Source organism: Amycolatopsis coloradensis, assembly GCF_037997115.1.
In the GTDB taxonomy this organism is placed as follows: domain Bacteria; phylum Actinomycetota; class Actinomycetes; order Mycobacteriales; family Pseudonocardiaceae; genus Amycolatopsis; species Amycolatopsis coloradensis_A.
Map to the genome: position 1 here is coordinate 216,101 of NZ_CP150484.1, position 20,261 is coordinate 236,361.

General features: G+C 68.9%; 14 protein-coding genes. 9 read left to right on the top strand and 5 right to left on the bottom strand.

From position 1 onward, the window contains the following. Positions 1-150 precede the first annotated feature (150 nt). A complete protein-coding gene (folP, locus tag LCL61_RS00795; RefSeq protein ID WP_340685059.1) occupies positions 151-1,017 on the top strand; it encodes a dihydropteroate synthase in 867 nt (288 codons plus the stop codon). On the opposite strand, the gene LCL61_RS00800 is transcribed toward folP, so the two are convergent. Beyond that, positions 1,014-2,534 carry a sensor histidine kinase gene (locus tag LCL61_RS00800; RefSeq protein ID WP_340688456.1) on the bottom strand — a complete coding sequence of 507 codons (1,521 nt, stop codon included), beginning with the start codon at positions 2,532-2,534 and terminating at the stop codon, positions 1,014-1,016. The genes folP and LCL61_RS00800 overlap by 4 nt on opposite strands. A 216-nt stretch (positions 2,535-2,750) precedes the next feature. Between LCL61_RS00800 and LCL61_RS00805 the strand changes: the two genes are divergently transcribed. The 5 genes from LCL61_RS00805 (at position 2,751) to LCL61_RS00825 (ending at position 7,666) form a co-directional block, all read left to right on the top strand. After that, positions 2,751-3,809 (top strand): ABC transporter substrate-binding protein, encoded by a 1,059-nt coding sequence (locus tag LCL61_RS00805; RefSeq protein WP_340685060.1) that lies wholly within the window; start codon positions 2,751-2,753, stop codon positions 3,807-3,809. A 16-nt stretch (positions 3,810-3,825) separates the two neighbouring features. After that, positions 3,826-4,608 (top strand): ABC transporter ATP-binding protein, encoded by a 783-nt coding sequence (locus LCL61_RS00810; RefSeq protein WP_340685061.1) that lies wholly within the window; start codon positions 3,826-3,828, stop codon positions 4,606-4,608. Then, positions 4,595-5,488 (top strand): ABC transporter permease, encoded by an 894-nt coding sequence (locus tag LCL61_RS00815; protein ID WP_340685062.1) that lies wholly within the window; start codon positions 4,595-4,597, stop codon positions 5,486-5,488. The genes LCL61_RS00810 and LCL61_RS00815 overlap by 14 nt, the downstream gene beginning before the upstream one ends. Before the next feature lie 86 nt (positions 5,489-5,574). Further along, the gene (locus LCL61_RS00820) at positions 5,575-6,459 is read left to right on the top strand and encodes an iron-siderophore ABC transporter substrate-binding protein (RefSeq protein WP_340685063.1); all 885 of its coding nucleotides are present in this window, start codon (positions 5,575-5,577) and stop codon (positions 6,457-6,459) included. A 274-nt stretch (positions 6,460-6,733) separates the two neighbouring features. Then, positions 6,734-7,666, top strand: coding sequence for an acyl-ACP desaturase (locus LCL61_RS00825; protein WP_063277033.1), 933 nt, complete (start codon positions 6,734-6,736; stop codon positions 7,664-7,666). A 205-nt stretch (positions 7,667-7,871) separates the two neighbouring features. Here LCL61_RS00825 and LCL61_RS00830 read toward each other — a convergent pair whose 3' ends face one another. Beyond that, positions 7,872-9,518 carry a DEAD/DEAH box helicase gene (locus LCL61_RS00830; protein WP_340685064.1) on the bottom strand — a complete coding sequence of 549 codons (1,647 nt, stop codon included), beginning with the start codon at positions 9,516-9,518 and terminating at the stop codon, positions 7,872-7,874. A gap of 276 nt (positions 9,519-9,794) precedes the next feature. On the opposite strand from LCL61_RS00830, the gene LCL61_RS00835 reads away from it, so the two are divergent. Together LCL61_RS00835 and LCL61_RS00840 are read left to right on the top strand one after the other, a co-directional pair. Further along, a complete protein-coding gene (locus LCL61_RS00835; protein WP_340685065.1) occupies positions 9,795-11,132 on the top strand; it encodes a serine hydrolase domain-containing protein in 1,338 nt (445 codons plus the stop codon). Between the two features lie 25 nt (positions 11,133-11,157). Then, entirely contained in the window at positions 11,158-12,888 is a 1,731-nt protein-coding gene (locus tag LCL61_RS00840) for an acyl-CoA dehydrogenase (protein WP_340685066.1), read from the top strand. Between the two features lie 66 nt (positions 12,889-12,954). On the opposite strand, the gene LCL61_RS00845 is transcribed toward LCL61_RS00840, so the two are convergent. Next, positions 12,955-15,324, bottom strand: coding sequence for a Tex family protein (locus tag LCL61_RS00845; RefSeq protein ID WP_340685067.1), 2,370 nt, complete (start codon positions 15,322-15,324; stop codon positions 12,955-12,957). Between the two features lie 162 nt (positions 15,325-15,486). Between LCL61_RS00845 and LCL61_RS00850 the strand changes: the two genes are divergently transcribed. Further along, positions 15,487-16,977 carry a chitinase gene (locus LCL61_RS00850; RefSeq protein WP_340685068.1) on the top strand — a complete coding sequence of 497 codons (1,491 nt, stop codon included), beginning with the start codon at positions 15,487-15,489 and terminating at the stop codon, positions 16,975-16,977. A 103-nt stretch (positions 16,978-17,080) separates the two neighbouring features. Here LCL61_RS00850 and LCL61_RS00855 read toward each other — a convergent pair whose 3' ends face one another. Beyond that, a complete protein-coding gene (locus tag LCL61_RS00855; protein WP_340685069.1) occupies positions 17,081-18,748 on the bottom strand; it encodes a GMC family oxidoreductase in 1,668 nt (555 codons plus the stop codon). After that, on the bottom strand, positions 18,745-20,202 hold the full coding sequence (locus LCL61_RS00860; RefSeq protein ID WP_340685070.1) for an NAD(P)/FAD-dependent oxidoreductase: 1,458 nt from the start codon (positions 20,200-20,202) through the stop codon (positions 18,745-18,747). The genes LCL61_RS00855 and LCL61_RS00860 overlap by 4 nt, the downstream gene beginning before the upstream one ends. Between the last annotated feature and the right edge of the window lie 59 nt (positions 20,203-20,261).

The following is a 20,261-nucleotide window of genomic DNA, read 5'->3' on the forward strand; positions in this document are numbered from 1 at the left end:
TGTACTCGGGTGTTCGTCGGCGAGTCAAGAGAGATCCGATCTCTTACGTCATATATCAGATACGCCACCCGAATGGGCGCTCCCGGTCGCCGGGACGGTCCCGATGGGCGGTACTCACCGGGCGGGCGTCCGCTCGCCTACGATCGGTGCGTGAACGAGCTGACCTTCCGCGGGCGCCGCGTCGCCCGGGACCGCGCCCTGGTCATGGCGATCGTCAACCGTACTCCCGACTCCTTCTACGACAAGGGGGCGACCTTCTCGGATCCGGACGCGCTCGCCGCCGTCGCCAGGGCGGTGGCCGACGGCGCGGACATCGTCGACATCGGCGGAGTCAAGGCCGGCCCCGGCGCGGAGGTCGACGTCGAGGAAGAGATCCGACGGGTGGTCCCGTTCGTCGAGCGGATCCGCGAACTGCACCCCGGCCTGGTGATCAGCGTCGACACGTGGCGTCACGAGGTGGGCAGGCGCGCGGCCGAGGCGGGCGCGGACCTGATCAACGACACGTGGGCGGGAGCCGATCCGAAACTGGCCGAGGTCGCGGCCGAGTTCGGCACCGGCTACGTCTGCTCGCACACCGGGAACGCCGTCCCGCGGACTCGCCCGTTCCGGGTGCACTACCCGGACATCGTCGCGGACGTCGTCGCGGAGACCACGGCGCACGCCGAAGCCGTCGTCGCGCTCGGTGTCCCGCGTGAAGGGGTGCTGATCGATCCGACGCACGACTTCGGCAAGAACACGTGGCACAGCCTGGCGCTGCTGCGGCACGCGCGGGAACTGGCGGACACCGGCTGGCCGGTGCTGATGGCACTGTCCAATAAGGACTTCGTCGGCGAGACGCTCGGCGTGGAACTCGCGGAGCGGGTCGACGGCACGCTCGCCGCGACGGCCTGGGCGGTGGCCGAGGGAGCCAAGGTGTTCCGGGTGCACGAGGTGCGGCGCACTCGTCAGGTGCTGGAGATGATCGCGTCGATCCAGGGGACGCGGCCGCCCGCTCGCGCCATTCGCGGGCTGGCCTAGCCGTCCAAGGGGATGACGGCCGAAACCGTGGTGCCCGTGCCGGGTTCGCTCGCGACGGTCAGTTCGCCGCCGAGCGCGCGGACCCGGTCACGGAGGCCGTGCAGCCCCGAGCCGCCGCCGATGTCGGCCGTGCCGGTGCCGTCGTCGTGGACGCCCACCCGCAGGCCGTCGTCCTCGACGCGGATGCACACGCGGACTTCCCCCGCCCGCGCGTGTTTCAAGGCATTGGTGACGGCCTCCGAGACGACGAAATACGCCGTCGCCTCGACGGCACCGCTGAGCCGCGGCACGTCCGCGCCCACGAGGTCGACCGCGAGCGGGACCCGGTCCAGCAGCGACCGCACCGCGGGGATCAGCCCAGCCTCGGTGAGGATCGCGGGCCGGAGCCCGCGCGCGAGTTCGCGCAGTTCGGTGACCGTGGCCTGCAGTTCGTCGATGGTGCTTCGCAGCAGTGTCGCGACGGCGGGGGTGAGCTCACTCCCGAGCCGGCGCTCCGCCATCCGCAGCAGCAGGACGACGCTGACCAGGCGTTGCTGCGCGCCGTCGTGCAGATCCCGCTCGACCCGTCTCCGCTCGTCGTCGGCGGCGGCCACGATGCGGGCACGGGAGGCCTGGACCTCGACGAGGCGTTCCTCCAGTTCCGCGGCGAGCCGCTGGTTGTCCAGCACCAGCCCGGCGGCCGCGTTGAGCGCGTCGATCGACCGGCTGTCCTTCCACACCTCGTCGTCCTGCACGAGCGCGGCCAGCCCGGTGCCGTCGCGTTCCAGCAGGAGCCGGATCATCTCCGCGTTGCCGACCCGCGCCCGCAGCACCCCGATCAGGAACGTCAGCGGCCACAGGCAGAACGAGATCCGGTAGACGTCCAGCAGCGGTTCGGAGAACGGGTGCCCGGAGCCGAGCGCGCTGCCGACCGTGGTGCTCAATGCGCCGACCACGGCGATCGCGAGGACAGGGGAGAGCAGTCGCCGCTGCGGAAGCCGTCCGGTGAGCCAGCGGTAGAGCAGCACCACCACGACTCCGCCGCCGATCAGCGCGCCGACGAGCTCCAGCAGCCGTTTGACCAGCTGTTCGGCCTCCGGCGATGCGGCGACCGCGGCGAGGTTCTTCGGATCGTCGTTGACCAGCAGACCGAGGATGGCCGACCCGAAGACCACGGCGTACGCGGAGAAGGCGAGCGCTCGTTCGGAGTATGACCGGAGCTTCCCGTGCGGGAAGGCGAGCACGAGATGCGCGATCACCGGGCTGGACGCCGCGGACAGCGCCAAACCCACCGTGTGCACCAGCGGTTGGTCGGCGAATTGCAGATCCTCGGCGAACAGCGCGAGCCCGGCCAGCGCGATGAGCAGGCCGATGGGGTTCGAGGCGCGGCGTACGTGCGCGACGGCGCCGGCGAGGAGGAAGAGGAACCCCGTCGTCGTGGACAGGGTGGTGTCGAGCACGGTGTGCGTACCGTCGGCGATCTTGAGCGTCGACGCGACGACGCCCATCCCGATCCCGGCGGTCAGCACGCCCGCCATCGCGACGGTACGAGGGTGCGTCACCACTGAGCGTGATTCGTCCGTTCGGCTCGAACCGTTACACCGGTCCTGAAATGTGGAACAGGAGTTCCGTCTGGTGTCAAGGATTCTCAGCATCTTTCCCGTCATTCGGATGGCGATGCAGGCACGTGGGTGAACATGCGACTCTCGCGCCACCACCCGAGCCGAGTCGTACCCTCCGAAAGGCGACCTCCCGTGCGCACCCACCACAGAACCCGCTTACTGGCCGCGGCCTTCGCCGCCTTGACCTTGGCCAGTGGGATCGCCGGGTGTTCGCGTGCCGATCGGGGCACCGAAGTGGAGCAGAAGAGCCAGGGCGCCGCGGCCGAGGTGCGCCTCGGGTACTTCCCCAACGTGACGCACGCGCCCGCGCTGATCGGCGCCAAGAACGGCTTCTTCGCCAAGGAGCTCGGCTCCACGAAGCTCACCACCCAGACGTTCAACGCCGGACCCGAAGAGGTCAACGCGTTGCTCGGCGACTCGCTCGACATCGCGTTCATCGGCTCCGGCCCGGCCATCAACGCCTTCACCAAGTCCAAGGGCGCCATCCAGCTGGTCTCCGGCGCGGTCACCGGCGGCGCCCAGTTGGTGGTGAAGCCGCAGATCACCGCGCCGGAGCAGCTCACCGGGAAGAACATCGCGACGCCGTCGCTGGCGAACACCCAGGACGTCGCGCTCAAGAAGTTCGTCGCCGAGAAGAAGCTGGCGGGAGTCAAGGTCACGAACCTCGACAACCCGAAGACGTTCGACGCCTTCAAGAAGGGCGAACTCGACGGCGGGTGGCTGCCGGAGCCGTGGTCCTCGCGTCTCGTGCTCGACGCGGGCGCGAAGGTCCTGCTGGACGAGAAGACGCTGTGGCCGGAAGGCAAGTTCCCGACCACGGTCGTGATCGTCCGCAGCGAGTTCCTGCAGCAGCACCCGGAGACCGTCACCGCCATCCTCAAGGGTGAACTCGCCGCCATCGAGTGGGCGAAGACCAACCCCGCCGAGGCGAAGAAGGTCGTCAACGGCGAGCTCAAGGCGCTCGCGGGCAGCACCCTGAGCGAGGCCGTCCTCGATCGCGCGTTCTCCGGTATCGAACTCGGCATCGATCCGGTGGCGTCGACCTTCAGCCAGCTCGCGCAGGACTCGGTGACCGCGGGTGTGGTGAAGTCCGCGGTGGACCTCAAGGGGTTCGCCGATTTCGGCCCGCTCAACGCCGTGCTCAAAGAGCAGGGCAAGCCCGGCGTGAACGCGCCCGGGCTGACGAAGTGACCGGAGGGGATCAGCGATGACGACCACCTTGGAGCCCGGCCTGTCCACCGGTGTCGCCGTGCGCCTCGACGGGGTGCGGAAGGCTTTCGGGCCGACCGGCCGCGCCGTCGTGGCCCTCGACGGGATGGACCTGACGGTCGCCCCCGGCGAGTTCGTCTGCCTCCTCGGCGCCTCCGGCTGCGGCAAGAGCACCCTGCTGAACCTGGTCGCCGGTCTCGACCGGCCGACGTCGGGCTCGATCACCCTGGAGACCTCCCGGCCCGCGGTCATGTTCCAAGAGGCCGCGCTGATGCCGTGGCTGACCGCGGCCCGCAACGTCGAACTGCCGCTGCGGCTCGCCGGCTTCGGCCGGGCCGAGCGCCGGGAAAAGGCGGCCGAACTGCTCGAACTCGTCCGCCTCGGTGGCGCGGGTGACAAGCGGCCGCACGAGCTGTCCGGCGGGATGCGGCAGCGCGTCGCGCTCGCCAGGGCGCTGGCCGCCACCCTGCGTGTCGGCGGTGACCCGGAGCAGTCGCTGCTGCTGATGGACGAGCCGTTCGCCGCGCTCGACGCCATCACCCGCGACGTCCTGCAGGGTGAACTGCTGCGCGTCTACCGCAGCACCGGCACCTCGGTGCTGTTCGTGACCCACGACGTCCGCGAGGCCGTCCGGCTCGGCCAGCGGGTCGTGCTGCTTTCGTCGCGGCCCGGCCGGGTGGTGCGGGAATGGCGCGACGTCCAGGCCTCCGACGCCGAGGAGCTGACGCTGGAGATCACCGGTCACCTCCGGGAGGTGATCAGTACCCATGCCGCGGCTTGACCGCCCCGAAACCGCGGCGGAAGACGCCGACGAGGCCGTCGGCGCGGGGCTCGACTCGCTCGACACCCCCACCGGGGAGCGCCGGGAAAGCCGGGGAAAGCGATTCCTTCGCGGTTTCGTGCCGCCGGTGGTCTTCCTGATCCTGGTGATCGCGCTGTGGCAGGCGCTGTGGGCCGCCGCGTTCTGGCCGGAGGCCATGCTGCCCGCGCCGCTCGCGGTGTGGGACGAACTCGTCGGCATCACCGTCGACGGTGAGATCTTCGAGTTCGTCTGGACGTCGGTGCACCGGGCCGCGCTGGGCTTCCTGATCGGCGTGGTCATCGGGACGCCGCTCGGGCTACTGGTGGCGAAGGTTCGGGTCGTCCGGGCCGCGGTCGGGCCGTTCCTGACCGGGCTGCAGAGCCTTCCGTCGGTGGCCTGGGTGCCCGCGGCGATCCTGTGGTTCGGGCTGAACGACGCGTCGATCTACTTCGTGGTGTTGCTGGGTTCGGTTCCTTCGATCGCGAACGGCCTCGTCTCGGGCATCGACCAGATCCCGCCGATCCTGCCGCGCGTCGGCCAGGTGATGGGAGCGAACCGGCTTTCGTCGGCGCGGCACATCCTGCTGCCCGCCGCGCTGCCCGGATTCCTCGCCGGGCTCAAGCAGGGCTGGGCGTTCTCGTGGCGTTCGCTGATGGCCGCCGAGCTGATCGCGCTGTCCCCGGCGCTCGGCAAGGGACTCGGCGCGTACCTGCACGAAGGCTCGTCGTTCAACAGCATGGAGGCCGTGATGTCGGCCATCTTCCTGATCCTGCTGGTCGGGGTCGGTATCGAGCTGGTGGTGTTCCGTCCGCTGGAACGGTCGGTCCTGCGTGCTCGCGGTCTCACCGCGTCCCTTTAGGACTTTGGGCAGGCTAGCCGGTTGCGGTTCTTCGCAATCGGTCGACGAGACCCTGGTGCCGCCGGAGGCCAGGGGGGACCTTTCCGGTGACCGTCGAGCACAAGTACGGGTCCGCGACGGTCGAAAAACAGCCGTCGCGGATCATCACGCTCGGCCTGTCCGACCACGACGCCGTGCTGGCGCTCGGGATCCGGCCGGTCGGCGCCGTCGACTGGTTCAAGGAGCGGCCGTACGGGAAGTGGCCGTGGACCCAGGCTCGCTGGGGCGACAAGCAGCCGGAGATCGTGGGCGAACGGGACGACTACAACTTCGAGAAGATCGCCGCGCTGAAGCCGGATCTGATCCTCGCCCAGTACAGCGGGATGAAGAAGGAGCAGTACGACAAGCTTTCGCAGCTCGCCCCGGTCGTCGCGCAGCCGCCGAAGTTCGAGGACTACGCGGCGCCGTGGCAGGAGACGACCCGGATGGTGGGTCGCGCGCTGGGGCTCGCGCAGAAGGCCGAGGACCTGATCGCCGGGATCGGCCGGCGGTTCGCGCAGGCGCGGGCCGAGCATCCCGGGTTCGCGAAGCTGTCGATGGTCGTCGCCGATACCTTCGAGGCGGGCAAGTTCTCCGCGTTCACCACGACCGACCCGAAGATGATCTTCACGGCCGAGCTGGGCTTCCGGCCCTTCGAACCGGTCAAGGCGCTGAGCAAACCGGAGAACAACGTCGTCGAGGTCTCGTCGGAACGGTTCGATCTGTTCGACGCGGATCGCCTGGTGTGGCTGAACTCCGACGTCGGCGCGGAGGCCAGGGTGCGGGCCGATCCGGTGTACCGGAAGCTGAAGGTGTCGGCGGACAAGCGGGATCTGTTCATCACCTACGAGAACCCGCCGGTCGGGGCCGCGATCTCGTTCAACACCGTGCTGAGCATCCCGTACGCGATCGAGCAGCTGGTGCCGAAGCTGGCGGCCGTCGCCGGCTCCTGACAGTTCAAGGTCGAGGACTGGAACACCTCGCGTCTATGAAGGAAATGGGACATTCAACGTCCCAATTCCTTCATGGACGGCCCCGGTGTGGCGCCTGGCCCGACCACTCGCCAGACGTTGCGAAGGTCACGGTGATTCCTGACGTCCTGAAAGTGGCTTTCGCGACATCCCGTCGCCGGCTCCTGAGCGTTCACCTTCCGGAGGTGGCAAACCTACGACACCGTAAGTTACGGTGTCGTAGGTAGCGTTTTCCGTACCCTGGAAGGACGAACGCATGGCGGTCCCCGAAACCACCCGGCTGATGCTCGAGCTCGAGGGGACGGTGGAGGAGAACCTCAATCGGCATCTCTCGGTCGCCAAGGAATGGATGCCGCACGAGTACGTGCCCTGGGACGAGGGCCGCAACTTCGCCGATCTCGGCGGTGAGGCGTGGGATCCCGAGCAGTCGCGGGTGTCGCCGATCGCGCGGACGTCGTTGGAGGTCAACCTCCTGACCGAGGACAACCTGCCGAGCTATCACCGCGAGATCGAGCGCGCCTTCGGTCGCGACGGCGCGTGGGGCACCTGGGTGCATCGCTGGACCGCTGAAGAGGGCCGCCACGGAATCTGCATCCGCGACTACCTGCTGGTGACGCGCGCGGTGGACCCGGTCGAGCTGGAGCGCATGCGGATGCAGACCATGCAGGCCGGCTACGACAGCGGCGACAAGGAGCTGCTGAACGTCTTCGCGTACGTGTCCTTCCAGGAGCTGGCGACGCGGATTTCGCACCGCAACACCGGAAAGTACACGCAGGATCCGCTGTGCGAGAAGCTGCTCGCGCGGGTCGCGATGGACGAGAACCTGCACATGCTCTTCTACCGGAACCTGGTGCAGGCGTCGCTGGAGCTTTCACCTGACGCGATGATGCGCGCCATCACCGACGAGGTCGTCCAGTTCCAGATGCCGGGCGCGGTGATCCCGAGCTTCGTGCGGAAGGCCGCGCTGATCGCGAAGGCGGGCATCTACGACCTGCGCATCCACCACGACGAGGTGATCTGGCCGTTGCTGCGGCAGTGGAAGATCTTCGAGCTCGAAGGGCTCGGCGAGGTGGGGGAGAAGGCACGGGACGAACTCGACCAGTTCCTGAAGGCCCTCGACACGCAGGCTTCACGCTTCGAGGAGCGCCGCGCGGCCGCTGAAGCCCGCGCCGCCGCCCGGCACGCGTGATCCGGCCCCAGCCACGTGAGTTCCGCCTCCAAGCACGCGAGATCCGGCGGCCGTCACGCGTGTCCCGCCGGACGACACGCGTGATCAGACGGACGACTCGCGTGATCAGACGGCCAACTCGTGTGTCGTCCCTCTGATCACGTGAGCCGGCCGCCGGATCACGCGTGATCGCGGGCGGAACTCGCGTGACAGCCGTCGGCGAGGACTAGCGCGAGCGGCGCGAGCCCGCGCGGGTCCCCGAGGAGAACGCGGCGGCACCACCGCGACGGGCCGGAGCGCCGCCGGACTGGTTCCGCGAGGACTGGGACTTCGCGGCACCGGAGCCGCGGCGCGGCTGCGACTCGGCGGAGCTGTGGCGCCCCTGACGGGCCTGGCCGCCCTTGGGCGCGCCTTCGCGACGTCCGGTGCTCTCGGCCGCGCGACGGCCTTGGCCGGCGGGAGCACCGCGACGGTCGCCCTCGGTACGGGGCTGACGCGAACGGCCGTCGGAAGAGCCGCCGCGACGGCCGCCACCGGAAGCGCCACGGCCACCGGCGGAGGGGCCCCGGCCGCGACCACCGCGGCCGCCACGTCCACCGCTTGCCGGACGGTCTTCGTCGTCGCCCTTGCCCAGGATGGCTTCACCGCTCGCGCTGACGCGCTTCGGCCGCGTGTCCACGATCGGCCGTCGCGGCGAAGCGGTGAACGAACGCTCACCGGGCGCCAGTTCCGACAGCAGCGGGTGGCCGGGGCCGAGCTGCGTCGTGGTCGGCTTGATGCCGGCCTTGCGGGTGAGGTCGCGGACGTCGCCGACCTGCGCGTCGGTCATCAGTGTGACGACGGTGCCGGACGCACCGGCCCGCGCGGTCCGGCCGGAGCGGTGCAGGTACGCCTTGTGCTCGACCGGCGGGTCGGCGTGGATGACCAGCGTGACGTCGTCGACGTGGATCCCGCGCGCGGCGATGTCGGTCGCGACCAGCGTCTTCGCCGCGCCGGAGGCGAACGCCTCCAGGTTGCGGGTGCGGGCCGTCTGGCCGAGGTTGCCGTGCAGTTCGACCGCCGGCACGCCGGAGGCCATGAGCTTGCGTGTCAGCTGCTTGGCGCGGTGCTTCGTGCGGGTGAAGACCAGCGTGCGGCCCGGGGCGGCGGTGAGATCGATCAGCACCGGCAGCCGGTGGGTCTCCTCCAGGTGCAGCACGTGGTGCTGCATCGTCGAGACCGGCGACTGGGCCGAGTCGACGCTGTGCGTGACCGGGTCGTGCATGAAGCGCTTGACCAGCACGTCGACGCCCGCGTCGAGGGTCGCCGAGAACAGCAGCCGCTGCCCGCGCTCCGGGGTCTCGGCCATGATGCGCCGGACGTCGGGCAGGAAGCCGAGGTCGGCCATGTGGTCGGCCTCGTCCAGGACGGTGATCTCGACGTGGTCGAGCTTCGCCTCGCCGGAGCGCATGTGGTCGGCGAGCCTGCCGGGGCACGCGACGACGATGTCGACGCCGTCACGCAGCCTGGTGATCTGCGGGTTGGGGCTGACGCCGCCGAAGATCGTGGTGACCTTGAGGCCGAGTGGCTTGGCCAGCGGCAGGAACGACGCCTCGATCTGGGTCGCCAGTTCGCGCGTCGGCGCCAGGACCAGCGCACGCGGACGGCCGGGGCGGCGGCGGGTAGGGCCTTCGGCGAGCCGGGCGAGGACGGGCAGCACGAAGCCGTACGTCTTGCCGGAGCCGGTGCGGCCGCGGCCGAGGACGTCCCGGCCCGCCAGCGAATGCGGCAGTGTGGCGGCCTGGATCGGGAACGGGCTGGTGACGCCTTGTTCGGCGAGCGAGTCCACGAGGGTCTTGGGCAGGCCGAGTTCGGTGAAAGTAGGTGTGCTCATAAGCGTGTGGGCGCGAAGCGCGCCCTGGTATCTCCGTAAGGATAGAAACGGTTGTCCTGCCCGGCGCAGACCTCGGGGGGCCGCGGCGCGTGGTCTTCGACAACGAAACGCGGCCCGAGGCAGAACTGAGCGGACCGCGTCGTCCAGTGTACTGGGTCGTGATCTCCCGGGCTACGTGATATCGCCCGCACCGGTCCGGTGATGTTCGTCGGTTCGGACGAGCCGGGCGCGGCGTCGCGGTGAAACGCTGACCTGACCGGACGAAAGGGGACACGGGTGTCGAACGTTCAGGAGCTGCAAGGGGTGCTCGACGAGGAGGCGCGTCGCGCGAGCGTCCCCGGAGCGGTGGTGGGGGTGACGTACCGCGGTGAGGAGTCGGTGTTCGCCACCGGAGTGTCCAGTGTGGACACCGGGCTTCCGGTCGATCCCGGCACGTTGTTCATGATCGGCTCCACCAGCAAGACCTTCGCCGCGGCCGCCGTGCTGGCCCTGGTCGAAGACGGTGTGCTGGACCTGGACAGGCCGGTCGTCGAGTACCTTCCCGATCTCCCCTTGGCGGATCCGATGGCGCGGAAGACGGTGACCTCGCGTCATCTGCTCACGCATTCGGCCGGTTTCCTCGGCGATGTCGACTTCACCACCGGGTGGGGTGACGACGCGCTGGCCCTCGCGATCGCGAAGTTCGGCGACCTGCCGCAGAACTTCCCGCCCGGCGAGGTGTTCTCCTACTGCAACGCCGGATTCCAGCTGGCAGGCCGGGTCGTGGAGGTGATGGCGGGCGAACCCTTCGAGGACGTGGTCCGCGGCAGGCTGCTCGAACCACTCGGCATGACCCAGTCGTATTACCTGCCGTGGGAGGTGCTCACCCGCCGTCACGCCGTCGGACACGTGCTGCGCGACGGTGAAGCGGCGGTCGAGCACACCGTGGGCCTCACCCGTGCGGACAGCGCGAGCGGCGGGCTGTGGTCGACCGCGGGCGACCAGCTGAAATGGGCCCGGTTCTTCCTGACCGGTGAGGCCGAGGGCGAGCCTCCGATCAGCGAAGCCACCCGCGACCTCATGCGCGCGCCGCAGCGCAGGGCCGCGCTGCGGTTCGAAGAGGTCGGGCTCAGCTGGCTGCACACGACCCACGGCGCCGCCCGGCTGGTCCGGCACGGCGGCAACGTGAGCAACCTGCAGTTGTCAGAGTTCGTGACCGTGCCGGAGGAGGACTTCGCCGTCACGGTGCTTACCAATAGCGCGGGCGGGTCCGCACTGGGCGCGAAGGTCGTCGACTGGTGCCTGGAGCACGTGGTCGGGCTGCCTCCGCTCACGAGCCCGCCGCCGGTGCCGCAGCCGGACATCGCCGAGTACCTGGGCCGCTATCAGACCGGTGACCTGGCGTTCGTGGTCAAGGACCGGGACGGCGCCCTCTGGGCCCAGCTGGTCGCCGACGTCGAGGGCTTTCCCTCGCCGCCGCCGTTCGAGGCCGTTTTCGTGGGCGGCGACGCGATCGCCCCCGTGGCCGACACCCGCAAACCCACCGCGCGGTTCCTGCGCGACGAGCGTGGACGGGTGACTTCGGTCGAGTTCGGTGGCCGGACGGCGAAGCGAAGCGCTACGGTTACCGGGTAGTAACTTCGGCTGACCAGGAGTGACCATGAGCGAAAAGGCGACCGCGTTGTTGCTGAACCCGGGTGGGTACGACCCACGGCAGTTCGACCCGGAGACGCGTCGCCTGTTGCGTGCCACCATCGAGTGGTTCGAACAGCGTGGCAAGCGCAAGCTCGTCGAGGACTACCACGACCGGACCTTCTACGCGGACTTCATCGAGTTCGCGGGCAAGGAAGGCCTGTTCTCCACGTTCCTCACTCCTGGCGCCAACGCCGAGGGGAACCCCGACAAACGGTGGGACACCGCGCGGGTCGCCGCCCTGTCGGAGATCCTCGGCTTTTATGGCTTGAACTACTGGTATCCGTGGCAGGTCACCATCCTCGGCCTGGGCCCGGTGTGGCAGAGCGCGAACGAGGCCGCCCGCAAACGCGCGGCGGACTCGCTCGCTGCCGGCGGCGTCGCCGCGTTCGGACTGTCCGAAAAGGAGCATGGGGCCGACATCTACTCGTCGGACCTCGTGCTCACCCCGGACGGCAAGGGCGGCTACCGCGCGAACGGGTCGAAGTACTACATCGGCAACGGCAACTGCGCCCGGACCGTGTCCGTGTTCGGCCGCATCGACGGTGTCGACGGCCCGGACCAGTACGTGTTCTTCTACGCGGACTCGGAACACCCGAACTACCGCGTGGTGAAGAATGTCGTGCCGTCGCAGATGTACGTCGCCGAGTTCGAGCTGAACGACTACCCGGTGTCCGAAGAGGACATTCTGCACGTCGGCGCCGACGCGTTCTCCGCGGCGCTGAACACGGTCAACATCGGCAAGTTCAACCTGTGCTTCGGCGGCATCGGGATGTCGACGCATTCGCTGTACGAGGCGATCACGCACGCGCACAACCGGGTGCTCTACGGCAAGAAGGTCACCGAATTCCCGCACGTGCGCCGGGAATTCGTCGAGGCGTACGCGCGGCTCGTCGCGATGAAGCTGTTCTCCGACCGTGCCGTGGACTACTTCCGCAGCGCGACCGCGGACGACCGCCGGTACCTGCTGTTCAACCCGATCACCAAGATGAAGGTGACCACCGAGGCGCAGAAGGTCATCGGCCTGGTCGCGGATGTGGTGGCGGCCAAGGGATTCGAGGCCGACACCTACCTCGCGATGGCCAAGAACGACATCGACGGCCTGCCGAAGCTGGAAGGCACGGTGGCGGTGAACCTCGCGCTGATCGCGAAGTTCGTGCCCGCGTACCTGTTCGCGCCGCAGGCCTACGAGCCGGTGCCGACCCGTTCCGACGCGGCCGACGACGAGTTCCTGTTCCGCCAAGGCCCCGCACGCGGCCTGTCGAAGGTGCGGTTCCACGACTGGCGTGAGGCGTACGCCAAGGCGTCCGCGATCCCGAACGTCGCGCGGTTCACCGAGCAGGCCGAGGCGCTGGTGAAGCTGTTCACCGAAGCCGCGCCGGACGAGGCTCAGCAGCAGGACATCGACTTCGGTCTCGCGCTGACCGAGCTGTTCACGCTGGTCGTCTACGGGCAGCTGGTGCTGGAGCAGGCGGAGATCACCGGCATCGAGACCGAGGTCGTCGACCAGATCTTCGCCATCCTGGTGCAGGACTTCAGCCTCACCGCGATCGATCTGCACGGGAAGTCGTCCTCGACCGACGCGCAGCAGGCCCTCGCGCTGGCCTCGATCCGGAAGCCGGTCGTCGACGCGGCGCGCTTCGATCACGTGTGGTCGCTGGTGCGGGACCTCTCGGGCGCCTACGCCATGAATCCGTAAAGTTCCGTGAAGGCCTCCTTCCCTACCCTGAGAGTAGGGAAGGGGGCCTTCACGGACTTCTGAGAGCTACTTGCCGAAGCCGGCCTTCCGGAGAGCGTCCGCCATGGCGCCGCCGCCACCGGAGTTCCCGCCGCGGTCCCGGCCGCCGCCACGGCCGCCCTGACGCTGGCCGCCTTGGCGCTGACCGCCGCCCTGGCCGCGGTCACGACCACCGCCACCGCCCTGCTCGCGGGCGGGACGGCCGGGCTCGTCGTCCAGCCGCAGGGTCAGCGAGATCCGCTTGCGCGGCACGTCGACCTCCAGGACCTTCACCTTGACGATGTCGCCGGGCTTGACGACCTCACGCGGGTCCTTGACGAAGTTCTTCGACAGCGCGGAGACGTGCGCGAGCCCGTCCTGGTGCACGCCGACGTCGATGAACGCGCCGAACGCGGCCACGTTCGTCACGACACCTTCCAGCCGCATGCCCGGCTTGAGGTCGCCGATCTTCTCGACGCCGTCGGCGAAGGTCGCGGTCTTGAACGCCGGACGCGGGTCGCGGCCCGGCTTTTCGAGTTCGGCGAGGATGTCGGTCACCGTCGGCAGACCGAAGGTCTCGTCGACGAACTCCGTGGGCTTCAGCGCCTGCAGTGTCCGCGAGTTGCCGATGAGCGAGCGGATGTCCGTGCCGGTCGAGGACAGGATCCGCCGCACCACCGGGTAGGCCTCCGGGTGCACCGAGGACGAGTCGAGCGGGTCGTCGCCGTCCGGGATCCGGAGGAAGCCCGCGCACTGCTCGAAGGCCTTCGGACCCAGCCGTGCGACCTCCTTGAGCCCGCTCCGGGTCTTGAACGGCCCGTTCTCGTCGCGGTGCGCGACGATGTTCTCCGCCAGGGTCGTCGTGATGCCCGAGACGCGGGTCAGCAGCGGGGCGGACGCGGTGTTGACGTCCACGCCGACGGCGTTCACACAGTCTTCGACCACCGCGTCGAGTGAACGCGACAGCGAGATCTCCGACAGGTCGTGCTGGTACTGCCCGACGCCGATCGACTTCGGGTCGATCTTCACCAGTTCCGCCAGCGGGTCCTGCAGCCGCCGCGCGATCGAGACCGCGCCGCGCAGCGAGACGTCCATGCCCGGCAGCTCCTGCGAAGCGAACGCCGACGCCGAGTAGACCGACGCGCCGGCCTCCGAGACGACCGCCTTGGTCAGCTTCAGCTCCGGGTGCTTCTTGATCAGTTCGCCGGCGAGCTTGTCGGTCTCGCGCGACGCGGTGCCGTTGCCGATCGAGATCAGGTCCACCTTGTGCCGGGCGCACAGCGCGGCGAGTTCGGCGATGGACTGGTCCCACTTGTTCGCGGGCTGGTGCGGGTAGATCACGTGCGTGTCGACGACCTTGCCGGTCGCGTCGACGACGGCGACCTTGACGCCGGTGCGGAAGCCCGGGTCGAGGCCCATCGTGGCGCGCGTGCCCGCCGGGGCGGCGAGCAGCAGGTCCCGCAGGTTCGCGGCGAACACGCGGACGGCGTCGTCCTCGGCCGACTGGCGCAGCCGCATCCGCAGGTCGATGCCCAGGTGCAGCAGGATCTTCGTGCGCCACGCCCAGCGGACGGTGTCGCCGAGCCACTTGTCGGCCGGCCGCCCTTCGTTCGAGATGCCGAACTTGTGCGCGATGCGGTTCTCGTACTCGGTCGGCCCGGTGCGCGGTTCTTCGGAGGGCTCTTCGGACTCCATCGTGAGGTCGAGGATCTCCTCCTTCTCACCACGGAACATCGCGAGGATCCGGTGCGAAGGAAGCTTGGTGTAGGGCTCGGAGAAGTCGAAGTAGTCGGAGAACTTCGCGCCCTCCTCGGCCTTGCCGTCGCGGACCTTCGAGGCCAGGCGGCCTTCCGCCCACATCTTCTCGCGCAGCTCGCCGATCAGGTCGGCGTCCTCGGCGAAGCGCTCGACGAGGATCGCGCGGGCGCCGTCCAGCGCGGCCTGCGCGTCGGCGACACCCTTGTCGGCGTCGACGAACACCGCGGCGGCGGCCTGCGGGTCGGTGTTCGGGTCGCTCAGCAGCCCGTCGGCGAGTGGCTCCAGACCGGCCTCGCGGGCGATCATCGCCTTCGTCCGCCGCTTGGGCTTGTACGGCAGGTAGATGTCCTCGAGGCGGGACTTCGTGTCCGCCGCCATGATCGAGGCTTCGAGCGCCTCGTCCAGCTTGCCCTGGCTGCGGATCGACTCCAGCACCGCGACCTTGCGCTCGCCGAGTTCCCGCAGGTAGCGGAGGCGTTCTTCGAGGGTGCGGAGCTGGGTGTCGTCCAGCATCCCGGTGACCTCTTTGCGGTACCGGGCGATGAACGGCACGGTCGATCCGCCGTCCAGCAGGTCGACGGCCGCCTTGACCTGCCCCTCGCGCACGCCGAGTTCTTCGGCGATCTTCTGCTCGACTGTCTGCAGGCCCTGCACGCTCACTCCCACGCTCCTGAAATCCGCCCTCGGGTGCTCTCGGACCCTGCATTCTGCCGCTCGCGCCGAGCCGACTTTCGTATGGCCTCCCCTAACCGAACCCTTGACAGTTGTATTGGTCTGTACCATTTTGATGTGGCCGACATCACCCGTTCGTGGAGGCCAGTCGTGAAAGTGAAGCCGAAACACGCGTTCCTCGCCCTGCTGTCGTCACTGGCCGTGTGCCTGGGGGTGACTTTCGCGGTCTCGGGCAACGCCTCGGCCGCCAACATCCTGACCAACCCGGGCTTCGAACTCGGGACCACGAGCGGCTGGACCTGCTCCGGCACCAACGCGGTGGTCACCACGCCGGTCCATTCGGGCACCCGTGCGCTCAGCGCCACCCCGGCCGGACAGGACAACGCCCGCTGTTCGCAGAGCGTGGCGGTCAAGGCCAACACCGCGTACACGCTTTCGGCGTGGGTGCAGGGCAGCTACACCTACCTCGGTGTCACCGGCACCGGGACGGGTGACAAGAACACCTGGACCCAGGGCGGCGGCAGCTGGAGCCAGCTCTCGCTGAGCTTCACCACCGGCGCGTCCACCACCAGCGTCGAGATCTACCTTCACGGCTGGTACGGCCAGCCCGCGTACTTCGCCGACGACGTGAACCTCGACGGCCCCGGCGGCTCGCCCACCACGACGCCGACCACGCCGACGACGTCCACGAGCCCGACGACCACCACGTCGAACCCGCCGACCACCACGACCAGCACCCCGCCGACCGGGAACCTGCCGAAGCACGTGATCACCGGCTACTGGCAGAACTTCTACAACGGTGCGAAGGCGCTCAAGCTCGCCGACGTCCCGACGAAGTACAACATCATCGCGGTGTCCTTCGCCGACGCGACGGCCACGCCGGGCGCGGTCAGCTTCACCCTCGACTCCGGTCTGTCGAGCCAGCTCGGCGGCTACACCGACGCGCAGTTCAAGGCCGACATCAAGACGGCGCAGGCGCGCGGGCAGAAGGTCATCCTGTCCGTCGGCGGTGAGAAGGGCACGATCCGCGTCGACTCCTCGGCCGCGGCGACGAACTTCTCCAACAGCATGAAGTCGCTCATCGCGACCTACGGCTTCGACGGCGTCGACATCGACCTCGAGAACGGCGTCAACGCGACCTACATGGCGCAGGCGCTGCGCAGCATCCACGCGGCGGGCGGCTCGGTCATCACCATGGCGCCGCAGACGATCGACATGCAGAGCCCGGCGGCGGAGTACTTCAAGCTGGCACTGAACGTCAAGGACATCCTGACGATCGTGAACATGCAGTACTACAACAGCGGCACGATGCTCGGCTGCGACCAGAAGGTCTACTCGCAGGGCACGGTCGACTTCCTCACCGCGCTGGCCTGCATCCAGCTGCAGAGCGGTCTGCGCGCCGACCAGGTCGGGCTCGGCCTGCCCGCCTCAGGCTCGGCCGCGGGCGGCGGCTACCAGGCGCCCGGCAACACGGTCAACGCGCTGAACTGCCTGGCGAAGGGCACGAACTGCGGCTCTTTCAAGCCTTCGACGACGTACCCGACGATCCGGGGCGCGATGACCTGGTCGATCAACTGGGACGCCTCGCAGGGCTACGCGTGGTCGAACACGGTGAGCGCGGGCCTGGCCGGCCTCCCGTGACGACCCGCTAGACCGGGGCGGGGCACCGTCGTCGCGCGGGCGACGGTGCTCCGCCCCTTCCACTTCTTCCCCTTCACGCATCCAGAGGACTGAACGCGTGAGGTCAGAGCGGGGTGAGGGGGAGCCGGAGGGCGGCCGGGGCCTCCGGAGGGACGACGGGCTTCAGCGGGGCGACAGGGGACAGGCGCCGGTAGGGGGAGCCGAGCGGCGGCCGCGGGTCGGCCTCGCCTTTGTTGGGCCACAACGACATCGCGCGCTCCGCCTGCGCGGTGATGGTGAGCGACGGGTTCACCCCGAGATTCGCCGAGATCGCCGAACCGTCCGCGATATGCAGCCCGGGATGACCGTGCACGCGCTGGTACGGGTCGACGACGCCGGTCTCGGCGCTGTCGCCGATCGCGCAGCCGCCGATGAAATGCCCCGTGATCGGGATGTTCGCCAGATCCGTCCACGCGCCCTGCGCGAGCCCGCCGATCTTGTCCGCCACCCGCCGCGTGACCTCGTGCCCGGCCGGGATCCACTCCGGGTTCGGCTCGCCGATGCCCTGTTTCGTGGTCATCCGGCGGCCGAAGAGCCCGCGTTTCGTGTACGTGGTCACGGAATTGTTCAACGTCTGCATCACCAGCAGCCCGACCATCCGCTCCGACCACCGTCGCGGGTTGTGCAACCGCACCAGCTGCCGCCGGTTCCGCCACAGTTCCCGCGCGCCCAGCACCCACCGGCGTTTGCCCGGCTCGGCGTCGACGAGCACCGTCGTCAGCAATCCCATGAAGTTGCTGCCCTTGCCGTAGCGCACCGGTTCGACGTGCGTGACGGCGTCGGGACGGATCGACGACGTGATCGCGACGCCGCGGGTGAAGTCCGTGTCCTTGCGCAAGGAACGCGCGGCGAGCACGGCCTCGGAGTTCGTCCTGGCGAGCAAGCCGAGACGCGGTGACAGGTTCGGCAGCGTGCCCGAGTCCTTCAGCGAGTGCAGAAGTCGTTGCGTGCCCAGGGAAGCGGCGGCGAACACGACTTCGGAGGCGGTGAAGGTCCGCTTGCGCTTGCGTACCCAACGTCCTGTTTGGACGGTATCGACCGCGTATCCGCCATCGATCGGCCGGACCGACACGGCGGTGGTCAGCGGATGGACCTCCGCGCCCGCCTTCTCCGCCAGATACAGGTAGTTCTTGACGGTCGTGTTCTTCGCGCCCACCCGGCAGCCGGTCATGCACTCGCCGCAGTGCGTGCACGGCTTTCGCGGCGGGCCCTCACCGCCGAAGAACGGGTCGACGTCGCGCTTGCCGAAATGGACGCCGACCGGCGTCGGCCGGTAGGTGTCCGCGATGCCCATGTCCTCGGCGACCTCGCGCAGCACGCGGTCGGCCGGCGTGACCAGCGGGTTCTCCACCACGCCCAGCATCCGTTTCGCCTGGTCGTAATGCGGGGCGAGCTCGGCCTTCCAGTCGGTGATGTGCGCCCACTGCGGGTCTTCGTAGAAGGTGTCCGGGGGTTCGTAGAGCGTGTTCGCGTAGACGAGCGACCCACCGCCGACGCCCGCGCCGCTCAATACGAAGGTGTTCTTCAGCAGTGTGAGCCGCTGGATGCCGTAGCAGCCCAGTTTCGGGGCCCACAGGTACTTCCGCAGCCGCCACGAGGTTTTCGCGAACTCGTCGTCGGCGAACCGGCGGCCGGTTTCCAGCACGCCGACGCGGTATCCCTTCTCGGTGAGCCGCAACGCGGTCACGCTGCCGCCGAAACCGGAGCCGATCACCAGCACGTCGTAGTTCATCGCGCGCCCGCCGTCCGGTAGTCGCCGAGGTCGAGCTTCCTCGTCCGCCGGTCGTACTCGGTCACCAGACCCGGCCAGTTCGTGCTCACGCGGCCGTTCTCCTGGCGGTACCAGCTGGCGCAGGCCGTCCAGACACTGCGCCCGAGGCGTCGCTGGATCTCCTCGTCGTACTTCCGCTCGACCTCCGGTATGACGTCCATATAGGACACTTCCGGTTTGGCGAGGTGCTCGACGGCTTGCCGGATGTAGCGGGCCTGCCGTTCGATCATGTAGATGATGGAGCCCGCGCCGAGGTTCGTGTTGGGCCCGTAGACACAGAACAGGTTCGGGAACCCGGGCACGGTCATGCCGAGGTACGCCCGCGCCCCGCCTTTCCACGCGTCGGACAGCGCCCGTCCGCCGAGGCCCTCCACCTTCAGTTCGCCGAGAAAGTCGGTCGCCGCGAAACCGGTCCCGTAGACGATGACGTCGGCTTCGTGTTCGACTCCGTCCTCCGTGAGCACACCGGACGGTGTGATCGCGCTGATCCGCCGTGTCTCGACGGCGACGTTGTGCTGCGCCAGCGCGGGCAGGTACTCGTTGGTGAACAGGATCCGCTTGCAGCCCAGGGGATAGTCCGGGGTGAGTTTCTCGCGCAGCGCCCTGTCCTTGATGTGACGCCGCCGCAGCTGGGCCGTCCGGAGTTCGAAGACCTTGGCCAGCAACGGATGTTTGGTCATCGCATAGGTCGCGTACTCGGCGAGGAGGAAGATCCGGAGCCTACCGAGCAGCTGGGTGGCAGGCAGATACCGGAACAGCCGCTGCTGCCAGCGCCGGTAGCGGGTGTCCCGTTTGGCCATGATGTAGGGCGCGGTCCGCTGGAACACCGTCAGCTCGCCCGCCTGGCGCTGGAGTTCGGGCACGAACTGGATGGCGCTCGCGCCGGTGCCGATCACCGCGACCTTCTTGCCGCGCAGGTCGACGTCGTGATCCCAGTGCGCGGAGTGGAAGCTGTCGCCCTCGAAGGTTTCCTGGCCTGGGATGTCCGGTTGGACGGGCCGCGAGAGCTGGCCGACGGCGGGGACGAAGACGTTCGCTTCGAACGTCTCGCCGCCCGCGGTCTCGACCCGCCAGAGCCCGCACTCCTCGTCGAAGGCCGCGGCGATGACGCGAGTGCCGAACCGGATGTGCGGTTCGAGCCCGTAGCGGCGTACCACGCGCTTGAGGTATTCGTGGATGTCCGGTTGCAGCGAGAACCGTTTCGGCCAGTCGGGGTTGGGCTCGTAGGAGAACGAGTACAGCGGCGACGGGATGTCACAGCCGGCGCCGGGGTACGTGTTCTCCCGCCAGACGCCGCCGGGTTCGCCGGCGCTTTCCAGGATGGTGAAGTCGTCGAATCCGGCGCGTTTGAGCTCGATCGCCGTCCCGACCCCGCCGAAGCCCGTCCCTACGATCAGCACGCTGGTATCGCCCATGCCGATCGAAGTTACCCAGCGGTCACCCCGCTAGGAAGTACACGACCGGCCACTCAATC

Coding starts and splice junctions, on each gene's coding strand:
- LCL61_RS00800 (WP_340688456.1), bottom strand. CDS start 2,534: ATGGCGGGCGTGCTGACCGCCGGGATCGGGATGGGCGTCGTCGCGTCG.
- LCL61_RS00810 (WP_340685061.1), top strand. CDS start 3,826: ATGACGACCACCTTGGAGCCCGGCCTGTCCACCGGTGTCGCCGTGCGC.
- LCL61_RS00815 (WP_340685062.1), top strand. CDS start 4,595: ATGCCGCGGCTTGACCGCCCCGAAACCGCGGCGGAAGACGCCGACGAG.
- LCL61_RS00825 (WP_063277033.1), top strand. CDS start 6,734: ATGGCGGTCCCCGAAACCACCCGGCTGATGCTCGAGCTCGAGGGGACG.
- LCL61_RS00830 (WP_340685064.1), bottom strand. CDS start 9,518: ATGAGCACACCTACTTTCACCGAACTCGGCCTGCCCAAGACCCTCGTG.
- LCL61_RS00840 (WP_340685066.1), top strand. CDS start 11,158: ATGAGCGAAAAGGCGACCGCGTTGTTGCTGAACCCGGGTGGGTACGAC.
- LCL61_RS00855 (WP_340685069.1), bottom strand. CDS start 18,748: ATGAACTACGACGTGCTGGTGATCGGCTCCGGTTTCGGCGGCAGCGTG.
- LCL61_RS00860 (WP_340685070.1), bottom strand. CDS start 20,202: ATGGGCGATACCAGCGTGCTGATCGTAGGGACGGGCTTCGGCGGGGTC.